23 protein-coding genes and 1 pseudogene are annotated in these 25581 nt (G+C 71.8%); 7 read left to right on the top strand and 17 right to left on the bottom strand.

The genetic code is table 11. From position 1 onward, the window contains the following. Positions 1-30: 30 nt before the first annotated feature. From A6Q81_RS16055 to A6Q81_RS16045, 3 genes and pseudogenes are all read right to left on the bottom strand, one after another. Positions 31-378 (bottom strand): annotated as a pseudogene (locus A6Q81_RS16055) (SNF2 helicase-associated domain-containing protein); the annotation flags it as partial. A gap of 757 nt (positions 379-1135) precedes the next feature. Next, complete coding sequence (locus tag A6Q81_RS16050) at positions 1136-1456, bottom strand: putative quinol monooxygenase (RefSeq protein WP_067856998.1); 321 nt, start codon at positions 1454-1456, stop codon at positions 1136-1138. A gap of 88 nt (positions 1457-1544) precedes the next feature. Further along, entirely contained in the window at positions 1545-1940 is a 396-nt protein-coding gene (locus tag A6Q81_RS16045) for a thioredoxin family protein (RefSeq protein WP_067857001.1), read from the bottom strand. A gap of 158 nt (positions 1941-2098) precedes the next feature. Here A6Q81_RS16045 and A6Q81_RS16040 point away from each other — a divergent pair, with 158 nt between their 5' ends. Together A6Q81_RS16040 and A6Q81_RS16035 are read left to right on the top strand one after the other, a co-directional pair. Continuing rightward, positions 2099-3679 carry a DUF7669 domain-containing protein gene (locus tag A6Q81_RS16040; protein WP_286691078.1) on the top strand — a complete coding sequence of 527 codons (1581 nt, stop codon included), beginning with the start codon at positions 2099-2101 and terminating at the stop codon, positions 3677-3679. Positions 3680-3746: 67 nt separating this feature from the next. Beyond that, positions 3747-3923, top strand: coding sequence for a hypothetical protein (locus tag A6Q81_RS16035; RefSeq protein ID WP_158509198.1), 177 nt, complete (start codon positions 3747-3749; stop codon positions 3921-3923). Positions 3924-4024: 101 nt separating this feature from the next. Here the strand turns inward: A6Q81_RS16035 and cspE are convergent, their stop codons facing one another. Beyond that, positions 4025-4231, bottom strand: a complete 207-nt coding sequence (cspE, locus tag A6Q81_RS16030; protein ID WP_055967782.1) for a transcription antiterminator/RNA stability regulator CspE — start codon at positions 4229-4231, stop codon at positions 4025-4027. 204 nt (positions 4232-4435) lie between these two features. After that, positions 4436-4936: a CAP domain-containing protein gene (locus A6Q81_RS16025; protein ID WP_067857008.1), complete on the bottom strand. Its 501-nt coding sequence runs from the start codon at positions 4934-4936 to the stop codon at positions 4436-4438. A 249-nt stretch (positions 4937-5185) separates the two neighbouring features. On the opposite strand from A6Q81_RS16025, the gene A6Q81_RS16020 reads away from it, so the two are divergent. Then, entirely contained in the window at positions 5186-7579 is a 2394-nt protein-coding gene (locus A6Q81_RS16020) for an immune inhibitor A domain-containing protein (RefSeq protein ID WP_286691077.1), read from the top strand. A gap of 82 nt (positions 7580-7661) precedes the next feature. On the opposite strand, the gene A6Q81_RS16015 is transcribed toward A6Q81_RS16020, so the two are convergent. The 6 genes from A6Q81_RS16015 to A6Q81_RS15990 form a co-directional block, all read right to left on the bottom strand. Then, the gene (locus tag A6Q81_RS16015; RefSeq protein WP_067857014.1) at positions 7662-8981 is read right to left on the bottom strand and encodes an MFS transporter; all 1320 of its coding nucleotides are present in this window, start codon (positions 8979-8981) and stop codon (positions 7662-7664) included. Further along, positions 8965-9399 (bottom strand): MarR family winged helix-turn-helix transcriptional regulator, encoded by a 435-nt coding sequence (locus A6Q81_RS16010; protein ID WP_067857020.1) that lies wholly within the window; start codon positions 9397-9399, stop codon positions 8965-8967. Before A6Q81_RS16010 ends, A6Q81_RS16015 begins: the two co-directional genes overlap by 17 nt. 86 nt (positions 9400-9485) lie before the next feature. Further along, the gene (locus A6Q81_RS16005; protein WP_286691076.1) at positions 9486-10700 is read right to left on the bottom strand and encodes an APC family permease; all 1215 of its coding nucleotides are present in this window, start codon (positions 10698-10700) and stop codon (positions 9486-9488) included. 2 nt (positions 10701-10702) lie between these two features. Continuing rightward, the gene (locus A6Q81_RS16000) at positions 10703-11500 is read right to left on the bottom strand and encodes an exodeoxyribonuclease III (protein ID WP_067857022.1); all 798 of its coding nucleotides are present in this window, start codon (positions 11498-11500) and stop codon (positions 10703-10705) included. Positions 11501-11509: 9 nt separating this feature from the next. Then, positions 11510-13678 carry a S9 family peptidase gene (locus A6Q81_RS15995; protein ID WP_286691075.1) on the bottom strand — a complete coding sequence of 723 codons (2169 nt, stop codon included), beginning with the start codon at positions 13676-13678 and terminating at the stop codon, positions 11510-11512. Between the two features lie 9 nt (positions 13679-13687). After that, positions 13688-15109, bottom strand: a complete 1422-nt coding sequence (locus A6Q81_RS15990) for a DNA polymerase IV (protein ID WP_067861493.1) — start codon at positions 15107-15109, stop codon at positions 13688-13690. A gap of 136 nt (positions 15110-15245) precedes the next feature. Between A6Q81_RS15990 and A6Q81_RS15985 the strand changes: the two genes are divergently transcribed. The 3 genes from A6Q81_RS15985 (at position 15246) to A6Q81_RS15975 (ending at position 19267) form a co-directional block, all read left to right on the top strand. Then, positions 15246-16241 (top strand): DUF4192 domain-containing protein, encoded by a 996-nt coding sequence (locus A6Q81_RS15985; protein WP_067857026.1) that lies wholly within the window; start codon positions 15246-15248, stop codon positions 16239-16241. A 36-nt stretch (positions 16242-16277) separates the two neighbouring features. After that, positions 16278-17753, top strand: a complete 1476-nt coding sequence (locus A6Q81_RS15980; protein ID WP_286691074.1) for a glutamate-cysteine ligase family protein — start codon at positions 16278-16280, stop codon at positions 17751-17753. Positions 17754-18022: 269 nt separating this feature from the next. After that, the gene (locus tag A6Q81_RS15975; protein ID WP_083516350.1) at positions 18023-19267 is read left to right on the top strand and encodes an RNA polymerase sigma factor; all 1245 of its coding nucleotides are present in this window, start codon (positions 18023-18025) and stop codon (positions 19265-19267) included. A gap of 97 nt (positions 19268-19364) precedes the next feature. Here the strand turns inward: A6Q81_RS15975 and A6Q81_RS15970 are convergent, their stop codons facing one another. The 6 genes from A6Q81_RS15970 to A6Q81_RS15945 form a co-directional block, all read right to left on the bottom strand. Further along, positions 19365-19880 (bottom strand): hypothetical protein, encoded by a 516-nt coding sequence (locus tag A6Q81_RS15970; RefSeq protein WP_144433728.1) that lies wholly within the window; start codon positions 19878-19880, stop codon positions 19365-19367. 9 nt (positions 19881-19889) lie between these two features. Beyond that, positions 19890-21728 (bottom strand): alpha/beta hydrolase, encoded by a 1839-nt coding sequence (locus A6Q81_RS15965; protein WP_286691073.1) that lies wholly within the window; start codon positions 21726-21728, stop codon positions 19890-19892. Position 21729: 1 nt separating this feature from the next. Continuing rightward, the gene (locus A6Q81_RS15960) at positions 21730-22191 is read right to left on the bottom strand and encodes a hypothetical protein (RefSeq protein WP_067857044.1); all 462 of its coding nucleotides are present in this window, start codon (positions 22189-22191) and stop codon (positions 21730-21732) included. Then, positions 22188-22709 (bottom strand): hypothetical protein, encoded by a 522-nt coding sequence (locus A6Q81_RS15955; protein WP_286691072.1) that lies wholly within the window; start codon positions 22707-22709, stop codon positions 22188-22190. The genes A6Q81_RS15960 and A6Q81_RS15955 overlap by 4 nt, the downstream gene beginning before the upstream one ends. A gap of 60 nt (positions 22710-22769) precedes the next feature. Beyond that, complete coding sequence (locus tag A6Q81_RS15950) at positions 22770-22958, bottom strand: DUF6458 family protein (protein WP_067857049.1); 189 nt, start codon at positions 22956-22958, stop codon at positions 22770-22772. Between the two features lie 162 nt (positions 22959-23120). After that, positions 23121-23348, bottom strand: a complete 228-nt coding sequence (locus A6Q81_RS15945; RefSeq protein ID WP_286691071.1) for a DUF7455 domain-containing protein — start codon at positions 23346-23348, stop codon at positions 23121-23123. A 247-nt stretch (positions 23349-23595) separates the two neighbouring features. On the opposite strand from A6Q81_RS15945, the gene A6Q81_RS15940 reads away from it, so the two are divergent. Further along, a complete protein-coding gene (locus A6Q81_RS15940; protein ID WP_502692831.1) occupies positions 23596-25581 on the top strand; it encodes a DNA gyrase/topoisomerase IV subunit B in 1986 nt (661 codons plus the stop codon).

Here is a 25581-nt window from a genome sequence, read left to right as displayed (position 1 = left end):
CTCGTGCGTGCGTCGCTCGAGCAGGGCCTGGGTGCGGGCCGGGTCGACCAGCACCCAGCGCTCGCGCAGGCGCACCAGGCCGTGCTGGGCCTCGGCCAGCACGTCGAGCTCCTCGGCCGTGAGCGTCTCGTCGCCGAGGGCGAGGTTCCAGTCGAAGCGGAACACCTGCGAGCGGCCGAACGCGCGGGGCCGGTCGTGCGGCATCGCGTCGCCGACCCGGCGGACGGTGGGGCGCGAGTCGAGCGAGCGGACCAGTCCGTCGGGCCACAGCACCTCGACCCGGTAGGAGCGCAGCAGGCTGGAGACGCGGGTGCGGCCGAGCTCGCCGACCTCCTCGGCCGTGAGGGGTACCGAACCCTGGTCGAGCCGGCCGAGCATGCGCGTGAGGGTCGGCCAGGCCGCGGCGGCGGTGCTGACCAGCGTCCGCACCCCGGGTCGTGCGCCCGCGCCGAAGTGGTGGTCGTCGCGACGCCACAGGTCGGCGACGTCGACGGCCGACCAGGACGCGTCGAGCGGCTTGACCTTCAGGCGCACGTCGGCCACGTGGCCCTCTGCGTCGGCGGACTGCCGGAAGGTGACCACCAGCTGTCCGCTGAACGTGCGCGGCCGGACCGGTGCCTGCTCCACGAGCGGTGGCGCCACCGCGCCGCTCGGGCGGCTGCGGCGACGCATGCCCTGCGGGTCCGGCACCGCGTCGTCCTGGGGCTGCGTGGCGACGGCGGGCGCGTCGACCGCGAGCGCCGCGAGGAACCCCCGGACCTTCGCCTGGCCCGACGCTGCGTCGGAACCGACGGAGCGCGCGGCGTCCTGCAGCTGGGACGCCGAGGACGAGTCGGGCGCGGCCAGCCGCCCCGTGGCCATGAGCCGCAGTGCGAGGATCGCGGGCGTGGCCCAGGCCCGGACCGACGGGTCCGCGTTCATCGTGCGGATGCCCTGGCTCAACGGACCGATGGCGTCGTTCGCCGTCACCTCGTGCTCCCCGTCGGGGGCGGTGAAGACGAACCGCGAGGCGGCGGGGTCCTCGGCGACCACGAAGTCGACCGGGTGGCGCAGCAGCACGCGCAGGTCGGTGGTCGTGGGCATCCCTCTAGTGTCCCTCACGCGGTCGGGCGACGGCGCAGGGGCCCGTGCGCGTTCAGTCGACCTGGAGCTCGCCCATGCGACCCCAGCCGTCGACGGGGATCGTGTGGCTGATGATCTGCGGCGTCGACGTGAGCAGCGGACGCATCGCCTCGAGGCCGTCGGCGAAGTGCTGGCTCGAGACGTGCGCCTCGGCGGCATCGTCCTGGAAGCCCTCGACCAGGACGAACGTGTTCTCCTCCTCCAGGCTGCGCGACCACTCGAAGAACAGGTTGCCCTCCTCGGCGCGCGTGGCCTCGGTGAACGGGCGGACGGCCTCCGGCCACCGCTCGACGGCCTCGGGGCGCACGGAGAACTTGACGTTGATCAGGATCATGGGGGTCCCTTCCGGTGGTGGTGTCGCGCCCCTCGGCGCGACGCGCCGCCGCCCGAGGTCAGGGCGGTGGGCTCGTGGGGGCTCGGACTCAGGCGTTCGCGTCGGGCGTGCCCGGCTGCTCGGCGGCGCGCGCCTCGGCCACCTGACGGTGGACGTCGTCCATGTCGAGGTCGCGGACCGCCTGGATCACCTGGTCGAGCGCCGGCGCGGGCAGCGCGCCGGGCTGGCTGAAGACGAGCACGCCGTCGCGGAACGCCATGAGCGTCGGGATCGACGTGATGCCGGCGGCTCCGGCGAGCTGCTGCTCGGCCTCGGTGTCGATCTTGCCGAAGGTCACGTCGGGGTTCTGCTCGCTCGCGGCGTCGTAGACGGGTGCGAACTGCCGGCACGGACCGCACCACGACGCCCACCAGTCCACGAGGGTGATGCCCTCGCCGGTGACGGCTTCCTCGAAGCTCTGGGCGGTGAGGTCGATGGTCGACATGGGGTTCCTTCCGGAGACGTCGTGGGTCGTACCCCAGCGTGAACGACGCGTCGCTCGCCCGCATTCCCTGTGATCCACGTCCCGTCGCGTCATGGATCGCGGGTCGTGGTCTCTGCGTACCTGTCGAGGAGCGGCATCACAGGGGATCGGGAGGTGCGATGAAGTACGACAAGCCAGTCTGGCAGCTGATGTACGAGTGCGCCGACGCGATGCCCGACCCGTTCGGCTACGAGCACGTCCACCGGTGGTTCGCCCGACGCTACCCCGAGGTGAGCCAGGCCACCATCCGCGCGCACCTGGTGGGCCTGTGCGAGGGCGGTCGGCCCAAGCAGCCGCAGTTCGCGGTGAGGTCGTCGCTGTTCCGGCGTGTCGCCCGCGGTCTGTACGAGGTGATCCCGCCCGAGGAACGCAAGCTGGACCCCGACCTGCCCGAGGACCCGGCCGACCTGCTGCCCCCCGCTGCACCCGTCGACCGGGCCCGTCGCGAGGCGAGGCTCGCCAGGTCGGCCTTCACCGAGGCGACCGTCGTCCAGGCGCGGCCCGAGCCCGACGTCGAGGCGCGGCACGACGCTCCGGGGCCCTCGGCGCGGTTGGCGACCTTCGAGGACATCGTCGAGCGAGCGGGGCTCGCCGGGCCTCGCCTGGAGGTCCGCGACCCGACCGCCGAGTCCGCCGACGTGCTGCTGCTCGCCGGTGCGGGGGAGCGGGTGCTCGTGCCGGCCCCCGCCCGCGAGGTCTACCGCGCGGACCGCTTCCAGGCCGCCCGACTCCGTGCGCAGGCACGAGGCGCGACGTGGTTCGTGCTCTCGGCCGAGCATGGGCTGCTCGAGCCAGGGGAGTGGGTCTCGCCCGACTCGCGCGACCTCGCCGACCTCGCCCCGGTCTACCGCGGCGTCTGGGCGCAGTGGGTCCTGGTGCGTCTGGAGTCCCTCGACGGGCCGGTGGCCGGCAGGCGGGTGCACCTCGTCGCTCCCCAGGCGTACGTCGGACCCCTCGCCGCGGTGCTCCAGGACGCCGGTGCGGAGGTGACGGTCGGCGGCGACGAGCCACGTCCCGTGCCCGTCGTCGCCGAGCCTCGGGTCGCTGTCGAGGAGGCCGTGCCCGTGCCCGTGGTCGAGACCGAGGCCGAGGTCGAGGAGGAGCCCGTGACGCCCCCGGAGCGTCGCGCCGAGCAGGCACCTCTGGCACAGGCAGGTCCGATGCAGGATGGTCCCGGCGACGCCGTGCTGGCGGCGGTCGAGCATCTCGCCAGCGCCGAGCACGCCGTGCGGCCCCAGGACCTCGACGCGATCCAGGAGGTCGCGGGGGTGTTCGCCTGGCACGTCGACGCCGAGGGCGCCCGGGTGCTCAACCGCAGCCTGATGCTGCCTGTCGGCGCCGGCGTGCTGCACGTGGGCCACGCGGGAGCCGTGGGCCGCACCGACGACGTCGTCACGACGGTGCGCCACCTCGTGCAGACCGTCCAGCTGCACGGGCGGTCGCGTTCGTCGACCTTCCGTGCCGCGCTGGCCACGATCCTGCAGGAGCCGCTACGAGCACACGGCCTGGACGACCCGGTGGTCGCCGACTGGATGCAGCAGCACCTGCGGGTCGTCACCTGGCCGATGCACGACCGCGAGGCGATCCGCGAGCTCGCCCAGCACGTCGTGGAGCAGCTCGAGCCGCCGTTGAACGTCGACCACCTCCGTGCCGGCGAGGTGCGTCGACGTCTCGGCGAGCTACGCCGCGCCGTCCGCTGAGCCGCCGCCGAAGACTACCGTCGGGTAGGGGTGTCGGACCGCCGAACATGAGACTAGCCTCATGAACATGGACGATCTGACCTTCGACTTCCGCCCCTCCGACGTCGCTGCCGCGTCCGCCCGGTTCCCCGGGCGTCCGCTGGGCGTCCTGGACCGACCGGTCGCCACGGACGCGACGCAGGCGGTCCGCGAGCGGGGCACCGACTTCGCCCAGCACGCCTGGGACGAGTCCGGTCACCTCTGAGACCTGACCCGGTGCGGTCGCCGCGTGTCCCTCACGCGCCGGCGACGTGACACGGCCCCGCGAAGCATGCGCTCCGCGGGGCCGTGTCGTCGGTGCTGAGGTCAGTCCAGCGGACGGATGTTCGCCGCCTGCAGGCCCTTCTGGCCCTGCTCGACGTCGAACTCGACCTTCTGGTTCTCGTTGAGCGAGCGGTAGCCGCTCGTCTGGATCGCGCTGAAGTGGGCGAAGACGTCCTCGCTGCCGTCGTCGGGCGCGATGAAGCCGAAGCCCTTGTCGGCGTTGAACCACTTGACCGTTCCGGTTGCCATCTTTCCTACTACTCCTTCGGGTGCGTCCACGACCGTCGTGGACGCGTCGTCCGTCGTTTCACCCGCTGAGCAGAGCGCCCGGTGTGCGGTCCCCGAGCTGCCGGCACGGTTAAATCCAACGGCAACGACACCAGCCTAGGACACGGTCGCGACGCGGGCCGAACGCCGTCTCGGCGCGTCGGAGGCCCGACCCGACGAGGGCGACTAGCGGGGCTGTCCGTACAGCGCGACGGAGTAGTAGCGGTCGTTGCTGTCGCGCCACGCGCCCACGCCGATGCGGCGGAACGCGGCGTTCATCTGGTTGGCGCGGTGACCGCCGGAGGTCATCCAGTTGACCTTGGAGCACGAGGACGAGCAGACCTTGTCGGTGGAACGGCCGACGACGCTGCGACCGTCCGGGTAGCCGAACGCCAGGTTCTCGCCGATGCTGCGCAGGCCGCACTTCTTCATGATCGCCTGCAGCGACGCGGACGAGCGGTGGACGAGCGCCTTCTCCTGCGTGGCGAGGTGCTTGGCCCAGGAGTCGGCGTAGCCGTCCATGCAGCTGTTGAGCGCGAGCTTGGGGCGGTCGAACTTCGCCCGGACCCCGTTGGTCTGCTCGAGGATCTGCTGGGAGTACACGCTGACCCGCACCACGGCGTGGGCGGAGCCTCCCGTGAGGCTCACGAGGAGCGCGGTGAGGACGACGGCGATGGTGGTACGCATGCTGCTCCTGGTGACGGGGACCGAACCTGGTCAGTCTCACACCTTTAGGTCCCGGGCACTAGGTCCTCACCTGAGATCGGCCGAAGAACTAGTTCGTTAGTACTAGTCACCGGTGAAGTCAAGACTGTCGTCGTCCTCAGGAAACGTTTAGGTTGGCCCGAGCCTCGTGTCGGACGAGCCCACCGGCCCGCCGATGCGACAGGGGGCCGACCGGCCCCCGAGACATCAGTTGTTCCTAGGGGGGACCACGTGAAGCGTGTCACGTCATGCGTGCTCGGGATCGGGCTCGCGTCATCGCTCGGACTCACGTTCGCAGCACCGACCACGGCGGCCGAGGCGCCGCCGCAGCAGGGGGTCGACCGCGTCCAGAAGGACCACGACCTGCCGAACCCGCTCGAGGACAAGCGTCGGGAGCTGCGCGAGCAGGCCGTCGCGTCCGTCGTGAGCGGTGAGGCGAAGCCCGTCACCCGCAACGGCAGCACCGTCGTCAAGGTCGGCGAGGCAGCCGCACCGGCCGACGCCGCGACGCTCGCGAGCCCGAAGGCGTCGCGCGGCGCGAAGGAGCGCGCCGCGAGGGGCAAGCGCAAGGACCAGTACGTCGAGCTGTCGCAGGAGCGCGCCGACAAGGTCTTCGTCATCCTCGCCGAGTTCGGCGACGAGCGGCACCCCGACTACCCGGACGCCGACACCGATCCGTCGACGCCCGGACCCGAGAAGTTCGACGGTCCGCAGCACAACCAGATCGAGGAGCCGGACCGGACGAAGGACAACTCGACCGTCTGGCAGCCCGACTACGACCGTCAGCACTACCAGGACCTCTACTTCAAGGAGGGCAAGGGCGCCGAGTCGGTCAAGACGTACTACGAGACGCAGTCGTCGGGTCGCTACACGGTCGACGGAACCGTCTCGGACTGGGTGAAGGTGAAGTACAACACCGCCCGCTACGGCCGCGACGACGCCTCGACGTGGAACCTGATCCAGGACGCCACGACCCAGTGGGTGGCCGACCAGCGCAAGGCGGGCCGCACCGACGCGCAGATCAAGCAGCAGCTCGCCGAGTACGACGTCTACGACCGCTACGACTACGACGGCGACGGCGACTTCAACGAGCCCGACGGCTACATCGACCACTTCCAGATCGTCCACGCCGGGCACGGCGAGGAGGACGGCGACGCGACCTACGGCGAGGACGCCATCTGGTCGCACCGCTGGTACGCCTTCCTCACCGACCAGGGCGTCACGGGACCGTCGCAGAACCGCCTCGGCGGCACGCAGATCGGCGACACCGGGCTCTGGATCGGCGACTACACCGTCCAGCCGGAGAACGGCGGTCTCTCCGTCTTCGTCCACGAGTACGGTCACGACCTCGGCCTGCCCGACGCGTACAGCACGGCGGGCGGCGACAACAGCAACGAGTACTGGACGCTCATGGCGCAGTCGCGACTCAACGCCAAGGGCGAGGCCCTCGGCGAGCGCGCGGGCGACCTGGGCGCGTGGGAGAAGCTGCAGCTCGGCTGGCTCGACTACGAGGTCGTCGGGGCCAAGGAGAAGCGGACGCTCGAGCTCGGGCCCCAGGAGTACAACACCGCGAAGGCGCAGGGAGCCGTCGTGGTGCTCCCGAAGAAGGAGGTCACCCGTGACCTGGGTGCACCGGCAGCGGGCTCGAAGCAGTTCCACTCCGGCTCCGGTGACGACCTCGCCACCACGATGACGACGAAGGTCGACATCCCGGCGGGCGCGAGCGACGCGACGCTGACGGCGAAGGTCAGGTACGAGATCGAGGAGGGCTACGACTACGCGTACGTCCAGGCCTCGACCGACGGCGGCTCGACGTGGACCGCGCTCGACGGGACCGTCGGGGGCACGCCCATCGGCGAGGACACGTCCGGTCGCCCGGGCATCGACGGTGAGCAGAAGACGTGGACCGACCTCTCGGTGCCGCTCGACGCCTACGCAGGTGAGAGCGTCCAGCTGCGGTTCCTGTACAAGACCGACGGCGGTCTCGCGCTGCCCGGCCTGTTCCTCGACGACGTCGCGGTGACCGCCGGCGGTTCGACGCTGACGTCGGACGGTGCGGAGGACGGTGCGGGTGCCTGGACCCTCGACGGGTTCAGCGTCGTGGGATCGTCGACGACGGACCTCTACGACAACTTCTACGTCATGGGGCACCGCTCGTACGTCTCCTACGACCGGTACCTGCGGACGGGGCCGTACAACTTCGGCTTCGCGAGCACGCGCCCCGACTGGGTCGAGCACTACGCCTACCAGCAGGGTCTGTTGATCTCCTACTGGGACACGTCGCAGGCCGACAACAACACCATCACCCACCCGGGCGAGGGTCGGAACCTGCCGATCGATGCCCGGCCCCGACCGATCATCGACCGGACGACGGGCAAGCCGTTCCGCGCCCGCGTGCAGGTCTACGACGCGCCGTTCTCGACGCGCAGGGCCGACTCGATGACGCTGCACACCGACGGCAAGCCCACGTACGTCCGTGGACAGGCCGCCGCTCCGCTCTTCGACGACACGAAGAAGTACTTCTACGCGGAGGCGCCGCAGCACGGCGTGAAGCTGCCCGGTGCGGGGGTCAAGGTCCGGGTGCTGTCGGAGAAGGGGGCGTCGGTGAAGGTCCGGTTCAACTGACCTGACCTGACCGGCCGGACCGGGGTCCCGAGCAGACGGGGCGCGCACCACGAAGGTGCGCGCCCCGTCGTCGTGGACCGGCTCAGCGGGCGTGCAGCGCCTCGTCGATGGCGCCGGGTGCGCCGCCGAACTCGTCGGCGACCTCGCCCGCGACGTCGTCCTGGTCGGTGACGACGTGACCGTCCTCGTCGAGCCCGGCGTCGGCGTCGCGCAGGGCCCGGTGGGCGGTGGACAGGACGACCGCGGCGCCCAGCACGGCAACCGCCGCGACGGCGAACGGCACGTGCACCGACCAGGCCTGCACCATCCGGCCGGCGGCGAACGGCGCGAGGCCGCCGCCGATGAAGCGGACGAAGCCGTACGCGGCGGACGCCACGGGACGCTCGACCGGCGAGATGGTCATGACGGCCTGCGTCATGAGCGTGTTGTTGATGCCGATGAAGATGCCCGCCGCGATGACGCAGCCGACCATGAGCCGCTGGTCGGTGGGGTCGGTCGCCATCAGCGCGAGGTCGATGGCGAAGAGGGTGAAGGCGGCGTAGAGCGAGACCGACGTGCCGAAGCGCTGCTGCAGCCACGGGGCGGCGACCACCGAGAAGAACGCGACCAGGACGCCCCAGGCGAAGAAGACCCAGCCGAGCTGGGTGATGGACAGCGCCATCGGGAACGGGGCGTACCCGAGCATCGTGAAGAAGCCCCAGTTGTAGAGCAGGGCGGCCACGCTCATCGTCGCCAGGCCGCGGTGGCGCAGCGCCTTGAGCGGGGCGCTGATCGGCGTCGCGTGCGTGGGCTTCGGCGTGGACGGCAGCAGGAGCACCGTCGCGACGAGCGCGATCGACATGAGGACGGCGACGCCGTAGAACGGGCCGCGCCAGCTGATGTTGCCCAGGGTGCCGCCGACCAGGGGGCCGGCTGCGATGCCGAGGCCGAGCGCCGCCTCGTAGAGGATGATCGCCCCGGCGAACCCGCCCCGCGCGCTCGAGACGATGGCGGCGAGCGAGGTGGCGATGAACAGGGCGTTGCCCAGTCCCCAGCCGGCGCGGAAGGCGACGATGCCCTCGATGCTGCCGCTCGACCCCGCGAGCGCCGAGAAGACCACGATGATGGCCAGACCGACCACGAGCGTGCGCTTGGCGCCGAAGCGGCTGGAGACCGCGTTGGTCACGAGCATGGCGACCGCGGTGACCACGAGGTAGCTGGTGAAGAGCAGCGTCACCTCGCTCTCGGTGGCGTCGAGCTGCTCCTTCAGGGCGGGCAGGATGGGGTCGACGAGACCGATCCCCATGAAGGAGATCACGCAGGCGAAGGCGACCGCGTAGACGGCCTTCGGCTGTCCGAGCAGGCTTGCTCGGGCGGAGCCGTGGCCGCCGGTGTCGGGTGTCTGGTCAGTGGGGCTGGTCATGGTCCTCCTGGGTCAGCTCGACGAGCGCGTCGACGGCGTGGCCGAGGGCGTCGAGTCGGTCGGGTGAGAGGCGGCCGAGTCGGGCGGCGATCAGGGCGTCCTGGCTCCGGCGTCGTTCCGCGAGGGCGGAGCGTCCGGCGTCGGTGATCGCGACGAGGGTCGCTCGGCGGTCGCTGGGGTCGCTCGTGCGGCTGACGAGGCCGGTGGCCTCGAGCCGCTGGACGAGTCCGGTCATCGCGGGCTGGCCGACGGCCTCGAGCCGGGTCAGGTCCGAGACGCGGCTCGGACCGTGCCGGTCGAGCGCGGACAGCGTCCCTGCCGCCGTGCGGCTCAGGCCTCGCGTGGCCGAGTCGCGGGACACGACCGCGACCAGCTCCCGCAGGGCCTGGGACAGGCGCGCGACATCAGGTTGCTGCATGCAACCAACTATATCAGCACCTGATGTATTGCGCTGAGCCCGCACTCCCACTCCACGAAACGCGGGGAGTGGGAGCAGCGGGCGGCTCAGGCCGCGGCGCGGCGGAGGGTGAGGCGGCCGGCGGCGAGACCGGCGACGACCACCGCGAGCGTCCAGAGCACGCCGGCGACCGGCAGGGAGAGGACGAGCAGGAGGCACCCGAGGAGGCCCGCCGCCGCGAGCACCCGCAGGACGGTCCCGTCGAGCGTGAGTGCCGCAGCGTTGGTGAGGGCGTAGTAGACCAGCACGCAGCCGCTCGAGGCAGCCACGGCCTCCGCCGCGTCGACGAACGGGAGTGCGGCCACGACGACGACCGCCACCGCGACCTGGGCGGCCGCGGGCACGCCGCGCGACGACTCGCGCGCGAGCGCCCGCGGGAGGTGACGGTCGCGGCTCATGGCCAGGGTGGTGCGGCTGACCCCGCCGAGCAGCGACAGCAGCGCGCCGCCCGCCGCGACCACGGCCGTGACGGCCACGGCGGTGGTGAGCGCGGGGTGACCCAGCGTGTCGACCGCGTCGGCGACGGCCCGGTCGCTGGCGTCGGCGACGTCCGGGGGCAGCGCGTGGGCGACGGCCGCAGCGGCGACCACGTAGAGGGCCGTGACCACCGCGAAGGAGACGGCGACGGCGCGCGGGATGGTGCGCGCCGGGTCGCGCACCTCCTCGCCGAGCGTCGCGAGGCGGGCGTAGCCGGCGAAGGCGAAGAAGAGCAGCGCGGCGGCCTGGGGGACCGCCTGCAGGTCGATGGCGTGGCCGACGCCGTCCTCGCGCGGCGTCCCGCCCAGGACGAGGAGCGACGACGCCCCGACCACCAGCACGACCAGCACCGCCGACACGGTGAGCGCATCAGCCGAGCGGCGGGCGCCGGCGAGGTCGACGGCCGTCAGCACGGCGACCGCGACGACCGCGAGCGTGGTCGCGTGACCAGGCGCCAGGTGAGCCCCCACCGCCAGCGCCATCGCCGCGCACGATGCGGTCTTCCCGACCACGAACACCCAGCCCGCGAGGTGCCCCCAGGCAGGCCCGAGCCGCTCCCGCGCGAACACGTAGGTGCCGCCCGCGGCGGGGTAGCGGGTCGCGAGGCGGGCCGACGCCAGGGCGTTGAGCCCCGCGACGAGCGCCGCGAGCAGCACCGCCCACACGACGAAGACGCCGGTGCGACCGACGGCCGGGCCGAGCGCGACGAACACGCCGGCCCCCAGCATCGACCCGGCCCCGAGGCCGGTCGCTCGGACGGGTCCGAGGACGCGGGCGAGTGCCACCGTCAGAGGGCGTAGTCGACGACGAGCGGTGCGTGGTCGGAGAACCGCTCCGCGTAGGTCGCGGCACGGTCGACGCGGGCGGCGCTGACCGAGGCGGCCAGCTCGGGCGTGGCGAGCTGGTAGTCGATCCGCCAGCCGGTGTCGTTGTCGAACGCCTGGCCCCGCCACGACCACCAGGTGTACGGGCCGTCGACCTCGCCGGCGTGCACCCGCGCGACGTCGACCCAGCCGAGCTCGTCGCGCACGCGGTCGAGGTACGCGCGCTCCTCTGGGAGGAACCCCGCCTTCTTGAGGTTGCCCTTCCAGTTCTTGATGTCGAGCTCGGTGTGGCCGATGTTGAAGTCGCCGGTGACCACCGCGTGGTCGGCGTGGTCGCGCAGCTCGCCGAGGCGCACCAGCAGCTGGTCGAGGAAGCGGTACTTCTCGTCCTGGCTCGGCGTGCCGACGCCGCCGGAGTGGACGTAGGCCGACACGGCCGTGAGGAGACTGCCGTCGGGCAGCACGATGTCGGACTCGACCCAGCGGCCGGCGTCGTCGAAGGACGGGTCGCCGTGCCCGACGCGGTGCGCCTTGGGCTCGGTGCGGCTGAGCACCGCGACACCCGCGCGGCCCTTGGCGGCCGCCTCGGTGTGCACGACGTGGTAGCCGGTCTCGGCCATCAGCTCGTGCACGAGCGCGTCGGGCGCGCGGACCTCCTGCAGGGTGACGACGTCGGCGTCGGCAGCCTCGAGCCAGGGACCCATGCCGCGTCGGAGGGCGGCGCGGATGCCGTTGACGTTGACCGTGGCGATGCGGAGCACGCGAGCAGCCTACGAGCCGGCACCGACATCGGTCGCAGCCGGTCGGGGCTCGTGGGGCGCCCCGACGACGTCGATGATCCACGCCAGCTCCCAGGCCCGCTCGTGCCAGGCCGCGTAGCGTCCGCTCACGCCGCCGTGGCCCGCGTTCATCTCGGTCTTGAGCAGGGCGGGGACCTCGCCGGTCGACCGCTCGCGCAGCCGGGCGACCCACTTCGCGGGCTCCACGTAGAGCACGCGCGTGTCGTTCAGGCTGGTGACCGCGAGCACCGGCGGGTAGGCGACCTCGCCGACGTTCTCGTAGGGCGTGTACGACTTCATGTAGGCGTAGACGTCGGGGTCGTGCAGCGGGTCGCCCCACTCGTCCCACTCGATGACGGTCAGCGGCAGGCTCGGGTCGAGGATCGTCGTGAGGGCGTCCACGAACGGGACCTCCGCCACGACGGCGCCGAACGCCTCGGGCGCCAGGTTCAGGGCGGCGCCGACGAGGAGCCCGCCGGCGCTGCCGCCCTCCGCGACGAGCCGCTCGGGCGACGTCCAGCCCTCTGCCACGAGGTGACGTGCCGCGGCGACGAAGTCGGAGAAGGTGTTCTTCTTGTGGGTCAGCTTGCCGTGGTCGTACCAGGCGCGACCGAGCTCGCCGCCGCCGCGGACGTGCGCGATGGCGAACACGAAGCCGCGGTCGAGCAACGACAGCCGCGGCACGGACATGCCGGGGTCGATGCTGATCTCGTAGGAGCCGTACCCGTAGAGCAGGGCGGGGGCGGAGCCGTCGCGCGGGGTGTCGGCACGGGCCACGAGCGAGATCGGCACCAGCGTGCCGTCGTCGGCGGTGGCCCACGTGCGGTGCTGCACGTAGTCGGCGGGGTCGTAGCCGCCGAGCACCGTCTGCTGCTTGCGCACGACCAGCTCGCCCGTCTCGACGACGAGGTCGAGCACCGTGCTGGGCGTGACGAGCGACCCCATCCCCAGGCGGATCACGGGCTGGTCCCACTCGGCGTTCGCGCCCACCCCCGCGGTGAACAGCTCCTCGCCGAAGTCGATCTCGCGCGGCTCGCCGAGACCGTCGTCGTCGATGCTCGCGATGGCGACACGCGTCAGCGCCTCGCGACGGTAGGAGAGCAGGAGCGACCGCGCGAAGACGTCGATGCCCTCCAGGCGTGTGCCCGGGCGGTGCGCCACGACCGTCTCGAGCGCCTCGCGCAGCGGTCGATCGACCGGTGCGGCGTCGACGGGAAGCGCACCGAGCTCGAAGTCCTCCGCGCCGTCGTTGTGCAGCACCAGGAACAGGTCGCGTCCGGCGACCACCGCGTGCTCGAGCGAGTACTCGACGCCGTCGCGCCGCGGCACCACGACACTGAAGTCGCCGGTCGGGTCGTCGGCCTCGAGGACGAGCACCTCGCTCGTGATCTTCGACGACGCACCGATCACGAGGTAGCGCTCGGACTGGGTGCGCCCGACCCCGGTGAAGAACCGCTCGTCGGTCTCCTCGTGCACGAGCACGTCGTCGGCGTCGGAGCCCAGCCGGTGCCGCCAGACGCGGTGCGGGCGCCACGCGTCGTCGACGGTCGTGTAGAAGAGGTGGCTGCCGTCGGTGGACCACGTGACGCCGCCGCTCGTGCCGGCTATCTCGTCGGCGAGCAGCTCGCCGGTGCGTAGGCCCTTGACGCGGATCGTGTAGCGCTCGTCGCCCACCACGTCGGTCGACCACGCGAGCAGGCTGCCGTCGTCGCTCAGCGAGAACCCGCCGAGGGAGAAGAAGTCATGCCCTTCGGCCTCGACGTTCGAGTCGAGCAGGACCTCCTCGCCGGGCACGGGCTCGCCCGGCACGAGCGTCGGCGGGTCCCAGTCGTCGGGGGAGGAGACCGCGGTGCGGCACCGGATGGCGTACTGGCTGCCCTCGACGGTGCGCGAGTAGTACCACCAGCCGCCGTGCCGCACGGGCACGGAGAGGTCGGTCTCGAGGGTCCGCGAGCGGATCTCCTCGAACAGCCGGCCGCGCAGGTCGGCGAGGTGCGCCGTCCGGGCCTCCGCGTACGCGTTCTCGGCCTCGAGGTGCGCCAGGGTGCGTGGGTCGTCCTTGTCGCGGAGCCACTCGTACGGGTCCTCGACCTCGTCGCCGTGGTGGCGGCGGACGACCGGGTGCTGAGGGGCGACGGGCGGTTCGTGCGTCGACGTCATGCGGTGACGCTATCGCCCGGCACCCAGGCCCTCGTCGCTCGACCGCTCCGCAGCGATCGGCGCGGCCAGCTCGTCGGGTCGGCGCGGGCGCGTGGGCCCGGTGTGACCGGGGGTGAGGGCGTCGTCGTCGGCCGCGAAGGTGTGCACGGGCCCGGGGCCGGTGAGTCGGGTCTCGAAGCGGACCGTCACCCGGCCGAGGCCCGCGCCCCACACCCAGCCGTCGCCGTGGTCGCGGTGGTGGACGTCGGCACCGGGGCTCCAGGCCGGGCTGGGGTCGGGGGAGCGGAGCGCGGGTGTGGCGTCGGGCTCGGGACCGGCGGACGGCTCGTCCGCGGTCTGCGTGTCGGGGTCTGGCTCGGGCTCGGCGAAGAGGTCGTCCTGCACCCAGTCGGCGAGCCCGCTGACCCCGACGCCGACCAGGCGCAGGCCCCCGGACAGGTCCGTGGCGGCGAGCAGGCCCTGCGCGCTCGCGGCGAGCAGCGTGGGCGAGTCGGTGGGGCCCGCGAGGGTCGTGGAGCGGGTGTGGGTCTCGAAGTCGTGGTAGCGGATCTTCAGGGTGACGGTGCGGCCGGACAGCCCCGCGCTGCGCAGCCGTCCGCCGACCCGCCGTGCCATCGTGTCGACGACCCCCTCGAGCCGGGCGCGGTCGGTGACGTCATCGGGAAAGGTGTCCTCGACGCTGATCGACTTCGCCTCGCGCTCCGCGACGACAGGACGGTCGTCGTCGGCGCGGGCGAGGCGGGCGAGGGAGCGCCCCGACGCCGATCCCAGCAGCCGGACCAGCTCGTCCTCGTCGCGCTCGCGCAGCTCGCCGACCGTGCCGACGCCGATCCGACGCAGCCGCTCGGCCGTGGCGGGACCGACGCCCGGGATCGCCCGTACCTGCATCGGTTCCAGCAGCGCGAGCTCGGTGCCGGGGGCCACGACGAACACGCCGTCGGGCTTGCGCAGCTCGCTGGCGATCTTCGCCATGAGCTTGGAGGACGCGACGCCGACCGACGCCGTGAGGCCCTCGGTGATCTCGGTGATGTCGCGGCGCAGCGTCTCGACACGCTCGAGGACGGCGTCGGGGGAGAGGTCGTCGTCGGCGCCGGCCGCGAGGTCGACGTAGGCCTCGTCGAGCGAGAGCGGCTCGACGAGCGGCGACTCCTCGCGCAGGCGTCGCATGACGAGGGTGCTCGCCTCGCGGTAGGCGTCGAAGCGACCCGAGAGGAACGCCGCGTGGGGGCACCGCGCCCGGGCCTCCGCCATGCGCATCGCCGAGCGGACGCCGTGCACGCGTGCCTCGTAGGAGCAGGTGGAGACCACGCCGCGCTGGCCGATGCCGCCGACGATCACCGGCCGACCGCGCAGCGACGGCTTGTCGCGCTGCTCCACCGAGGCGAAGAAGGCGTCGAGGTCGAGGTGGAGAACCGACGCCGTGGACCGCATGGCCCCATTCTGCTGCGGACCGCCGACGGTCGCTGCGTCCACACCCTGGGTCGCCGGGGGCGTCCCCGCCTGCCGTCCGTCCACAGGCGGAGGACGAGCGCCGCCACACGCCGTCCGCGAGCAGCAGGTTGGGTCCATGACCTCCCAGCCCGTGTACACGGCCCACGACGTGGCCGACCTCTTCAACCTCCTGCCCGCCGCGCTCGGCTTCGCCCCGCACGAGTCGATCTGCGCGATCGCGACGAGCGGGCCTCGACAGCGTCTCGGCTTCACGATGCGCGTGGACCTGCCGGACCAGGACGACCACGTGCAGCACGTGGGCCGCTTCGTGGCCGGACACCTGCGCGCCCAGGGCGCCGACGGCGCCATCGTGCTCGTCGTCTCGACCCGGGTCGAGCGAGCCGCCCAGGCAGCGCGCGCGGTCGAGGGCGCGCTCGGCGCGATCCGACCCGTCGTCGTCGCCTGGACCGACACCACGCGCTACTGGACCGCGTCGGACGACGATGAGACCGGGACGCCGCTCGACCTCAGCCCGCACCACCCGGCGGTGCTCGAGGCCGTCGTCGCGGGCCAGGAGGTGCTGCCCGACCGCACGGTGCTGGAGGACCGCTGGCGCCCCTGCGACGGGCCGGGCTCGACGTGGCTCGTGACCCAGGTGGTCCAGGTCGAGCGGGAGCTGGTGGAGCAGGCGTGGCGCGAGCCGATCGACCTCGCCGTCACCGGGTTGCAGGAGGTGCAGGACGTCGTGCGCACCGCCGAGGACTCCGGGGTCGACGCGGTGGAGGCTCGGTCGTTGCTGCGCCTCGGTGTCTGGCTGACCCTGGGGGCGGTCCGCGACGGGCTCTGGCCGACGCTCGAGGACGCAGGTCCCGAGCGGCTCGTCACGTGGCGCGAGCTGGCCCGGCGCTCGCCCGGTGTCTACGCCGCCGTGCCGTACACGGTGGCCGGCTACCTCGCGTACCTGCGGGGCGACGGCGCGCAGGCCGCCATGGGGTTCGACAGGGCCACGAGCGCGGACCCGGGCTACGCGATGGCAGCGACCCTCGGCGACGCGCTCCGCCTCGGCACGCACCCTCGGCGGCTGCGGGAGATCGTCCGTGCGGCCTACGCGGGTGCGGGCTCGCTGCGATGACGCGCACGGGACGAGCGTCGCCCCTAGGGTGAACGCATGGGTCAGGACGTCGACGACAGGACCTTCACGCGTGAGGACCGGACGCGCTACCGGGAGAAGGTACGACGCTGCCTCGACGTGTTCGCCCGGATGCTCTCCGAGCACGACTTCTCCGTGGGCGAGCCGCAGATCGGCGTCGAGATCGAGCTGAACCTCGTCGACGACGCCGGCGACCCTGCGATGAGGAACGCCGAGGCGCTGGAGGCGATCGCCGACGAGGCGTTCCAGACCGAGCTCGGGCTGTTCAACATCGAGATCAACGTCCCCCCGCAGCCGGCCAGTGGTGACGGCTTCGCCGTGCTGGAGCGGACGGTCCGCCGCGACCTCAACGAGGCGCAGGGGAAGGCGGCACGCGCCGAGGCCGGACTGCTGATGGTCGGGGTGCTGCCGACGCTGCGCTCGGAGCACCTCGGTCAGGAGTCGCTGTCGCCGAACCCGCGCTACCACCTGCTGTCGGACCAGATCCTCTCGGCGCGTGGTGAGGACATCGCGATCGTCATCGACGGGGTCGACCGGCTGGAGACCACGGCCGACACGATCGTGCCCGAGGCGGCCTGCACGAGCACGCAGCTGCACCTGCAGGTCGAGCCCGACGACTTCGCGGCCACGTGGAACGCCGCGCAGGCCATCGCCGGCGTCCAGGTGGCCGTGGGCGCCAACTCCCCGTTCCTCCTCGGCCGTCAGCTCTGGCACGAGACGCGGATCCCGTTGTTCGAGCAGGCGACCGACACGCGCAGCGAGGAGCTGAAGGCTCAGGGCGTCCGGCCGCGGGTCTTCTTCGGCGAGCGGTGGATCACCTCGGTCTTCGACCTCTTCGAGGAGAACGTCCGGTACTTCCCGGCGCTGCTGCCGATCGTGGAGGACGAGGACCCGGTGGCCGAGCTCGAGGCCGGGCGCGTCCCGTCGCTCGCCGAGCTGCTGCTGCACAACGGGACCGTCTACCGGTGGAACCGGCCGATCTACGACGTGAGCGACGGTCGTCCGCACCTGCGGGTGGAGAACCGACTGCTGCCCGCCGGTCCGACGGTGGTCGACACGGTCGCCAACGCGGCCCTGTTCTACGGCCTCGTCCAGGTGATGCGCCAGAGCGAGCGTCCGGTCTGGTCGCAGCTCTCGTTCAAGGCGGCCGAGGAGAACTTCCACCAGGCGGCGCGGGTGGGCATCGAGGCCGACCAGTACTGGCCGTCGGTCGGCACCGTCTCCGTCCGCGAGCTGGTGCTGCGTCACCTCCTGCCGCTCGCGCACGAGGGTCTCGCCCAGATGGGCGTCGACGCGGCGGTCTCCGACCGGCTGCTCGACGTCGTGGAGCAGCGGTGCGTCCGCGGCGCCAACGGCGCGACCTGGCTGGTCTCGGCCGTCGAGCAGGAGCTGGGGCGGACGGGTGACCGCACCGAGGCGCTGCGTGCCGTCACCCGGCGCTACGCGGAGCTCATGCACACCAACGAGCCGGTGCACACCTGGCCGCTCGACTGAGGTCGCAGGGCGCGCGGACCATCCAGGGGGTCCGACCACGCCGGTTGTGTCCCGTGGCACACTGGGTCACGCAGAGGTTGACCGCAGGCCTCTTTGGTGCGCCCTCAGACAGGTCAGGGAGGTGAGTCCTCGGTGAGTTCCGTCATCGGACGCAGGTGTCAGATCCTGCCGTCCCGCCACGCCGGAACCGTCGTCGACCCCCTCGCCGAGACCGTCCGGGGTAGCGCGCAGCACGATCGTCCAGCCCACCCGCGAGATCAGAAGAGCCCGTGACGAAGACTTCCAAGAAGACCGCCGCCCCCGCTCCCGCGAAGAAGGCGCCGGTCAAGAAGACGGCCGCCAAGAAGGCGCCGGCCAAGAAGGCCGCGGCGAAGAAGACTGCCGACGCGCCCGTCGACATCGCCGACGCGCTCGACGTGCCGGAGGGCGGTCAGGCCGCGAAGGTCGACGCCCAGGGCAAGAAGGTCCTGCCGGACATCTCCGACGAGGAGTTCGTCAAGGACCTCAAGAACGACCCGACGCTGAAGGAGGACGAGGAGTCCAGCTTCACGCTGTCGGCCGCCGACGAGTCCGACGAGCCGGTGCAGCAGGTGCTCGTCGCCGGCGCCACGGCCGACCCGGTCAAGGACTACCTCAAGCAGATCGGCAAGGTCTCCCTGCTCACCGCCGGTGAGGAGGTCGAGCTCGCCAAGCGGATCGAGGCCGGCCTGTTCGCCGAGGAGAAGCTCGGCAAGGGCGGCCGCATCTCCGAGAAGACGCGCGAGGAGCTCGACTGGATCGTCGTCGACGGTCGTCGGGCGAAGAACCACCTGCTCGAGGCCAACCTGCGTCTGGTCGTCTCGCTCGCGAAGCGCTACACCGGCCGCGGCATGCTCTTCCTCGACCTGATCCAGGAGGGCAACCTGGGTCTGATCCGTGCGGTCGAGAAGTTCGACTACACCAAGGGCTTCAAGTTCTCCACGTACGCGACGTGGTGGATCCGCCAGGCGATCACCCGCGCCATGGCCGACCAGGCCCGCACGATCCGCATCCCGGTGCACATGGTCGAGGTCATCAACAAGCTGGCCCGCGTGCAGCGCCAGATGCTGCAGGACCTGGGCCGCGAGCCCACCCCGGAGGAGCTGGCGCTCGAGCTGGACATGACGCCGGAGAAGGTCGTCGAGGTCCAGAAGTACGGGCGCGAGCCGATCTCGCTGCACACGCCCCTCGGCGAGGACGGCGACAGCGAGTTCGGTGACCTCATCGAGGACTCCGAGGCGATCGTCCCGGCCGACGCCGTGTCGTTCACGCTGCTGCAGGAGCAGCTGCACGCGGTGCTCGACACGCTCAGCGAGCGCGAGTCGGGCGTCGTCTCGATGCGCTTCGGCTTGACCGACGGCCAGCCGAAGACCCTCGACGAGATCGGCAAGGTCTACGGCGTCACGCGTGAGCGCATCCGCCAGATCGAGTCCAAGACGATGAGCAAGCTGCGCCACCCGTCCCGCTCGCAGGTGCTGCGCGACTACCTGGACTGAGCCCACAGCCCGACACGACGACGGCCCGCCCCGAGATCCTCGAGGCGGGCCGTGGTCGTGTATCAGCCGAAGGTCGGACCCTGTCCGTGCGGCGCGGTCAGGCCGGCGGCTCGACTCCCAGCTCGTCCTTCGGGAGGTCGGTGAGTCGACGGATCTCGTCCTTCGGCACGTCCAGGCACCGGCTCCGGACCGAGAGGTTCATGGCTGCGGACCCGTACTGGGCGCGCAGCCGCAACCCGTCCTTGCGGCCCTCGAGGGTGTCGCCGGCGACCTGCTCGACGCTCCAGCCCTGCGCCTCGGCCTGCTCGCGGACGACGGCACCGTACTGCGACGGCGGGACGTTGCTCTGGGTCACGGCGATCTCTGCCACGTACTGCGTGCCGTTGGGACTGGGTTCCATGCCGCAGATCACCCAGCGGCCCGCGCCGGTGCTGGTGTAGCCGAGCACCTCCACGCCTCGACCGATGGCGTCGAACGTCTCCTGCGCGGCGCTGCGGGTCTGCGCGGCCACGCGCTCGGCGTCCGCCGGGTCGTCGGCCCCGCCGCCACCACCGCCACACCCGAACAGGCTGGCCATCATCACGACTCCCACCACGATCCTCGAACGTCTCATCCCGGCCTCTCAGTCGAAGGGGTTCAGCCAGCTGCCGGCGTCCTTCGCCCGGTCCCAGGCCCAGCCTGCCCCGTCGGCGACGCGTTCGCCCGTCCACTCGACACCGTTCCACACCTGCTCACCGCCCGAGGCGAGGCTCGTCCCGACCAGGAGCGTGTCGAGGGGCTGCGTGTTTCCGAGGGTGCGGCCCTCCACCTCGTCGGGCGTGCGGCCGGCGACCACGTCTGCCATCGCGTCGAGCGACGTCGAGCCCTCGTTGAAGTACGACGAGTGGTTCTCGAGCAGGTCCTGGACACGGTACGACCCGGGATCGACCTCGAAGCGGTGAGCCCCGAAGTCGGCCTGCGCCGGGTCGTGCCCCAGCGCGCCGATGCCCGGCGCGCCCAGCAGGGTCACCGGGTCGTAGTCCGCGGAGCCGACGAACAGGTGGCCCTCCGGCATCAGGTCGGTCGCGGTCTGGGCGGAGCCGGTGCCGGGGCTGCCGATGAGGACCATGTCGTCGACCTGGAGGTCGTTGTCGGTGGCGGCGTGCGAGACGGTGGTCGAGCCGTAGCTGTGTCCGATGGCCGTGAAGTGGGCATCCTCGCCGGGTGGACGGTGGTCGCTCGCGCGCAGCCCGTCGACGAAGTCCGCGAACCTCTCGCCGCCGTCCGTGGCCTTGCCCTGGCCGGCCACCTGGACGAAGTCCCAGGGGTCGTCGGTGAGGCCCTCGGCGCTGCTGGGTGCGTCGTAGTCGATCCAGGTGATCGCGGCGACGGTCCGATCACCGTTCTTGTCGTCGGCCAGGTCCATGAGCCGCTCCATGGAGCTGACGTTCGAGCCGAGCGACGTCGCCTCGTTGGTGAGGCCGGGCACGAACGAGGTGACGTCGTCCGCGGTGTCGGGGTTGCCGAGGCTCATGGCGACGCCACCGTCGCCGTTGAACGCGTCGGGCCGGTACACCAGCAGGAACGCCTGGTCCTCACCTGTCTCGGGGTCGACACGATCGGCGTTCTCCTCCAGCACGGAGCGCGCGTCCTCGGCATTCATCAGCTGCTGGCGCTCGAGCTCCGTCAGCTGGCCGTCGTCGCGACGTTGGGTGAGGTAGTCGATGTCGCTCAGCATCGACGTCCGGTTGGCCTCGTCGCGGACCTCGCTCGGGACGCCTCCCGCGTTGCCGACGAGCTGAGGGGAGTGCATGACCAGCGCGGCGACCTGGTCGGGGCTCAACCCTCTCCACCAGTCGGCGACGGCCTCCGGGTCGCCGGCGTCCACGCGCTGCTGCAGCTGGTCGGCCAGCGCGTCGGCGTCGGGACGGTTCGGGTCCGACGCCGCGCTCGCGCCCTCAGCGACGGTGTCCACGCCCTGGAGTCCCGTGATCACGGTCTGCTCGGCCGACTCCTGGTCGCGGTTCCAGGCGTCGACGTCGGCCTGGAGGGCCGTGGCCTCGCGCTCGAGGTTGGCCGACCTCTGGACGAGCGCCTCCTGCGCGGTGGCGTCGTCCCTGTCCGACGCGGCGACATCGGCGTCGTAGGTGTCGATGCGGCCGTTGAGGTTCGAGACCTGCTCGAGCAGGTCGAGCCTCCGCGACCTGAGGGTCTGGACGGTGTCGTCGAAGGCGTCGAGCACGGTCACGGCCCGTACGAATGCCGCCGAGGCGGAGTCGAGGCGACCGGACAAGGCGGTGAACTCGTTGCGGGCGGCCTCGGACGCGTCGCCCGACCACGATGACGGAGTGCCCTGCCCGGCGAGCGACTCCTGGGCGTCACTGACGCTCTCACCCGTCGCACGCACCCCGTTGGTGACGGCGGCGACCGCCGAGGACTCCGTGCGCAAGGGGTCGGGCTGACTGACTCGCACCAGGGCCACGTCAGTCACCTCCCGTCGGGCTGGGCGACGGCGTGGGCGACGGGCCGGGCGAGGGCTGTGGCGTGGCGGGCGCCGAGTCGGCCGGGGGAGCGGGGGTGGGGCTCGGACCCGCCGAGGGCGTCGGCATCGGCGGCGGACCGCCGTCGGGGTCGATGCTGCTGTCGCGGTACGACCACGGCATCAGCGACCTGATGCGCTGGTAGGCGGCGTCGTCGACGGCCGAGTAGGTCGCGGCGGCGTCGTCGAGGGACTCCGCGTGCGCCTGCGCGGTCGTCGCGACGTCCTTGACCTCGTCGACCCACGCCTCGCGGAACGTCTCGAAGGCCGCTGCGACGTCGGGCGCCATGGGGGAGCCGGTCGTGCCGTGCAGTCGTCGCCACGCACCGTCGAGCCCGTCGGCCGCGCCGTCCCAGATCCTGGCTGCGGCGGTGATGGCGTTCCAGTCGGCCTCGACGCTGCTCATCGCTCGGCCTTCAGGGTCGCGAGGTCGTCGGCCCGCACCGGCACGACCGGGCCGGCCATGAGCAGCTGCGTCGCCGCGGCGCCGCTGCGGACGTCGAGGTCGATCCAGCCGTTGGTGGCCATGAGGTGCGGCCGGTGCTCGTCGCCCGTCGCCCCGATCTCCCAACCACGCTCCTGCAGGGAGCGTGCGAGGGCACGGAGGGTGACCACGGCGCGGGGTCCGGCCAGGCCACGCAGCGCCTTCTCGTTCAGGTACGCGTGTCCGCCGTCGGCCGCCCGCCAGAGCCGCGTCGGCGACGGCGTGTCCGGCGGCAGCAGGTGACGGATCGACGCGTACGCGTCGTCGACGCCACGCTCGATCTTCCGCGCCTCGTCGAGCGTGATCGCGTCGTCCGGCTCGGCCGGGGGAGGGTCGAGCGGGGAGCGGCCGGTGAGGAGCACCAGGTCGACGTCGGGACGACGCCGACGCACGACGCCCCAGAACGGATCCTGGGCCACCGGCCCCTCCCCGACACTCATGTGGATGACGTTAGCAACGTGTTCGGGTTGCTGGCCAGCCTCCGGCGGCGACCGGGACGGTCAGCGGGGCGGCGGCAGGTCGCGACGCGTGCGCGTGCCGAGGATGAGCGACAGCACCAGACCGAGCGCGCCGACGGCGATGAGGATGTAGCCGACCATCGTCAGGTCGACGCCGCTGATGCGGTCCTGGACGGCGAAGGACAGGATCGCGCCGACCGCCAGCAGGAAGAGCGAGGTACCGATCTGCATGAGGACTCCTCGGACAGTGGTCGACGCGTTGCCGACCGGGTGCGGCGAGCGTGGCACGCGTCGACTCGTCCCGCACGTCCAGACGACGAGAGCCCCTCGCCGCAGTGCGGCGAGGGGCTCTCGGACGAAGCCTGTCTCAGGCCTCGGCGTCCGGCCGTGGTCTCAGACCTCGGTGTCGGGGGCCGGGGCGGGGACGCCGGCGAGGCGGCCCGTCTCGTCGTGGATCGACACGGCGATCTCACGCAGCTTGTCCTCGTGCTCGCGGGCGTGGTGTGCGCAGAAGAGCAGCTCGGTTCCGCCGGCGAGCTCGACGCGGACGTACGCCTGTGCTCCACACCGGTCGCAACGGTCGGTCGCGTTCAGACCGGGAAGCTCGGCGACTGCAGCCATGATGTTCTCTCTTCCTCAGCGGCGTCGGGGGTACGTCTGTCACAACATCCAACCACGGCGGCCTGTTCCGCACAGGCCCAGGTGACATACGACATAGATACTGCCGAGCAGGGTCAAACGCCCGGACGCACGTCGGCGTGCCGCGTGTCAGACGGGTCACCGACGGGGCGCTGACTAGGCTGGCAGCGGGACGTCGTCCGCCCGTCACGCGGGCAGCCCGGACGTCTCACGATCCCCCCTACGTCTCCTGGAGGTCCTGGACGTGTCGACCTACGACGCTCGCAACCTGCTCGTCCTCGAGGGCCTCGAGGCCGTGCGCAAGCGTCCGGGCATGTACATCGGCTCCACCGACACCCGCGGTCTCATGCACTGCCTGTGGGAGATCATCGACAACTCCGTCGACGAGGCCCTCGCGGGGCACTGCGACCGGATCGACGTCGTCCTGCACGCCGACGGCTCGGTCGAGGTGCGCGACAACGGCCGCGGCGTGCCCGTCGACATCGAGCCGAAGACCGGCCTGACCGGCGTCGAGGTGGTCTACACCAAGCTGCACGCGGGCGGGAAGTTCGGCGGTGGCTCCTACAACGCGACCGGGGGTCTGCACGGTGTCGGCGCCTCGGTCGTGAACGCGCTCTCCTCGCGCCTGGACGTCGAGGTCGACAAGTCCGGGGCCACGTGGTCGATGTCGTTCCGTCGCGGCGAGCCCGGCGTCTTCGCCGGTGAGGGCCCCGCCGCGGACTTCACGCCCGACAACACGCTGCACAAGGGCGGACGCGTGAAGAAGACGGTCACGGGCACGCGGGTCCGCTACTGGGCCGACCCGCAGATCTTCATCAAGACCGCGACCTTCGCCTACGACGAGCTGGTCAACCGTGCGCGCCAGACGTCGTTCCTGGTGCCCGGCCTGCAGATCGTGCTGCGCGACGAGCGGGGCGAGGAGCCGGTCGAGGAGTCGTTCAAGCACGACGGCGGCATCACCGAGTACTGCGACTTCCTGGCGCCCGACGAGCCGGTCAGCGAGGTGCTGCGCCTGCAGGGCGAGGGGTCGTTCAAGGAGACCGTGCCCGTGCTCGACAGCAAGGGACACATGACGCCGCAGGAGGTCGAGCGCGAGCTGGGCGTCGACGTCGCCCTGCGCTGGGGCACCGGCTACGAGTCGGAGCTGCGCTCGTTCGTCAACATCATCGCCACCCCCAAGGGCGGCACGCACGTGCAGGGCTTCGAGCGGGGCGTCACGAAGACCTTGTCCCTCGAACTGCGGCTCGGCGAGCCGCAGTTCGAGGGACAGACCAAGGAGGTGCTCGGGACGCCGGCCGTCACGCGCATCGTCAACCAGGTCGTCTCCCGCGAGCTCAAGGCGTTCCTGACGTCGACGAAGGCGGCCGAGAAGGCGAAGGCGCGGCAGGTGATGGAGAAGGTCGTGGCCGCGTCGCGGACCCGTCTCATGGCACGCCAGCAGCGGGACAACCAGCGCCGCAAGAACGCCCTGGAGTCCAGTGCCCTGCCGGCCAAGCTGGCCGACTGCCGCGCGGGCGACGCCGAGCGCACCGAGCTGTTCATCGTCGAGGGCGACTCGGCGCTCGGCACGGCGAAGTCGGCGCGCGACTCGGAGTTCCAGGCGCTGCTGCCGATCCGCGGCAAGATCCTGAACGTCCAGAAGGCCAGCGTGGGCGACATGCTGAAGAACGTCGAGTGCTCCTCGATCATCCAGGTCGTGGGTGCGGGGTCCGGGCGCACGTTCGACCTCGACCAGGCCCGCTACGGCCGGATCATCTTCATGGCCGACGCCGACTCCGACGGCGCCCACATCCGTTGCCTGTTGGCCACCCTCTTCTTCCGCTACATGCGCCCGCTCGTCGAGCAGGGTCGGGTGTTCTCGGCCGTACCGCCCCTGCACCGCATCGAGCTGACGAACCCGAAGAAGGGGCAGGACAAGTACCAGTACACCTACTCCGACGCGGAGCTCCAGCGCACGCTGGCGGACCTGAAGCGGCGCAACGTCCGCTGGAAGGACCCCATCCAGCGCTACAAGGGCCTCGGCGAGATGGACGCCGACCAGCTGGCGGAGACCACGATGGACCCCCGCCATCGCACCCTGCGTCGGCTCACCGTCGACGACGCCGAGCAGGCCGCGGCGGTCTTCGAGCTCCTCATGGGCAACGAGGTCGCGCCGCGCAAGGAGTTCATCGTGCAGAGCGCCTACGACGTCGACTCCGACCTGATCGACGCCTGA

The organism is Aeromicrobium sp. REDSEA-S38_B2, assembly GCF_001628525.1.
GTDB classification, from domain to species: domain Bacteria; phylum Actinomycetota; class Actinomycetes; order Propionibacteriales; family Nocardioidaceae; genus Aeromicrobium; species Aeromicrobium erythreum.
This window is presented reverse-complemented; position numbering and strand designations above follow the sequence as displayed.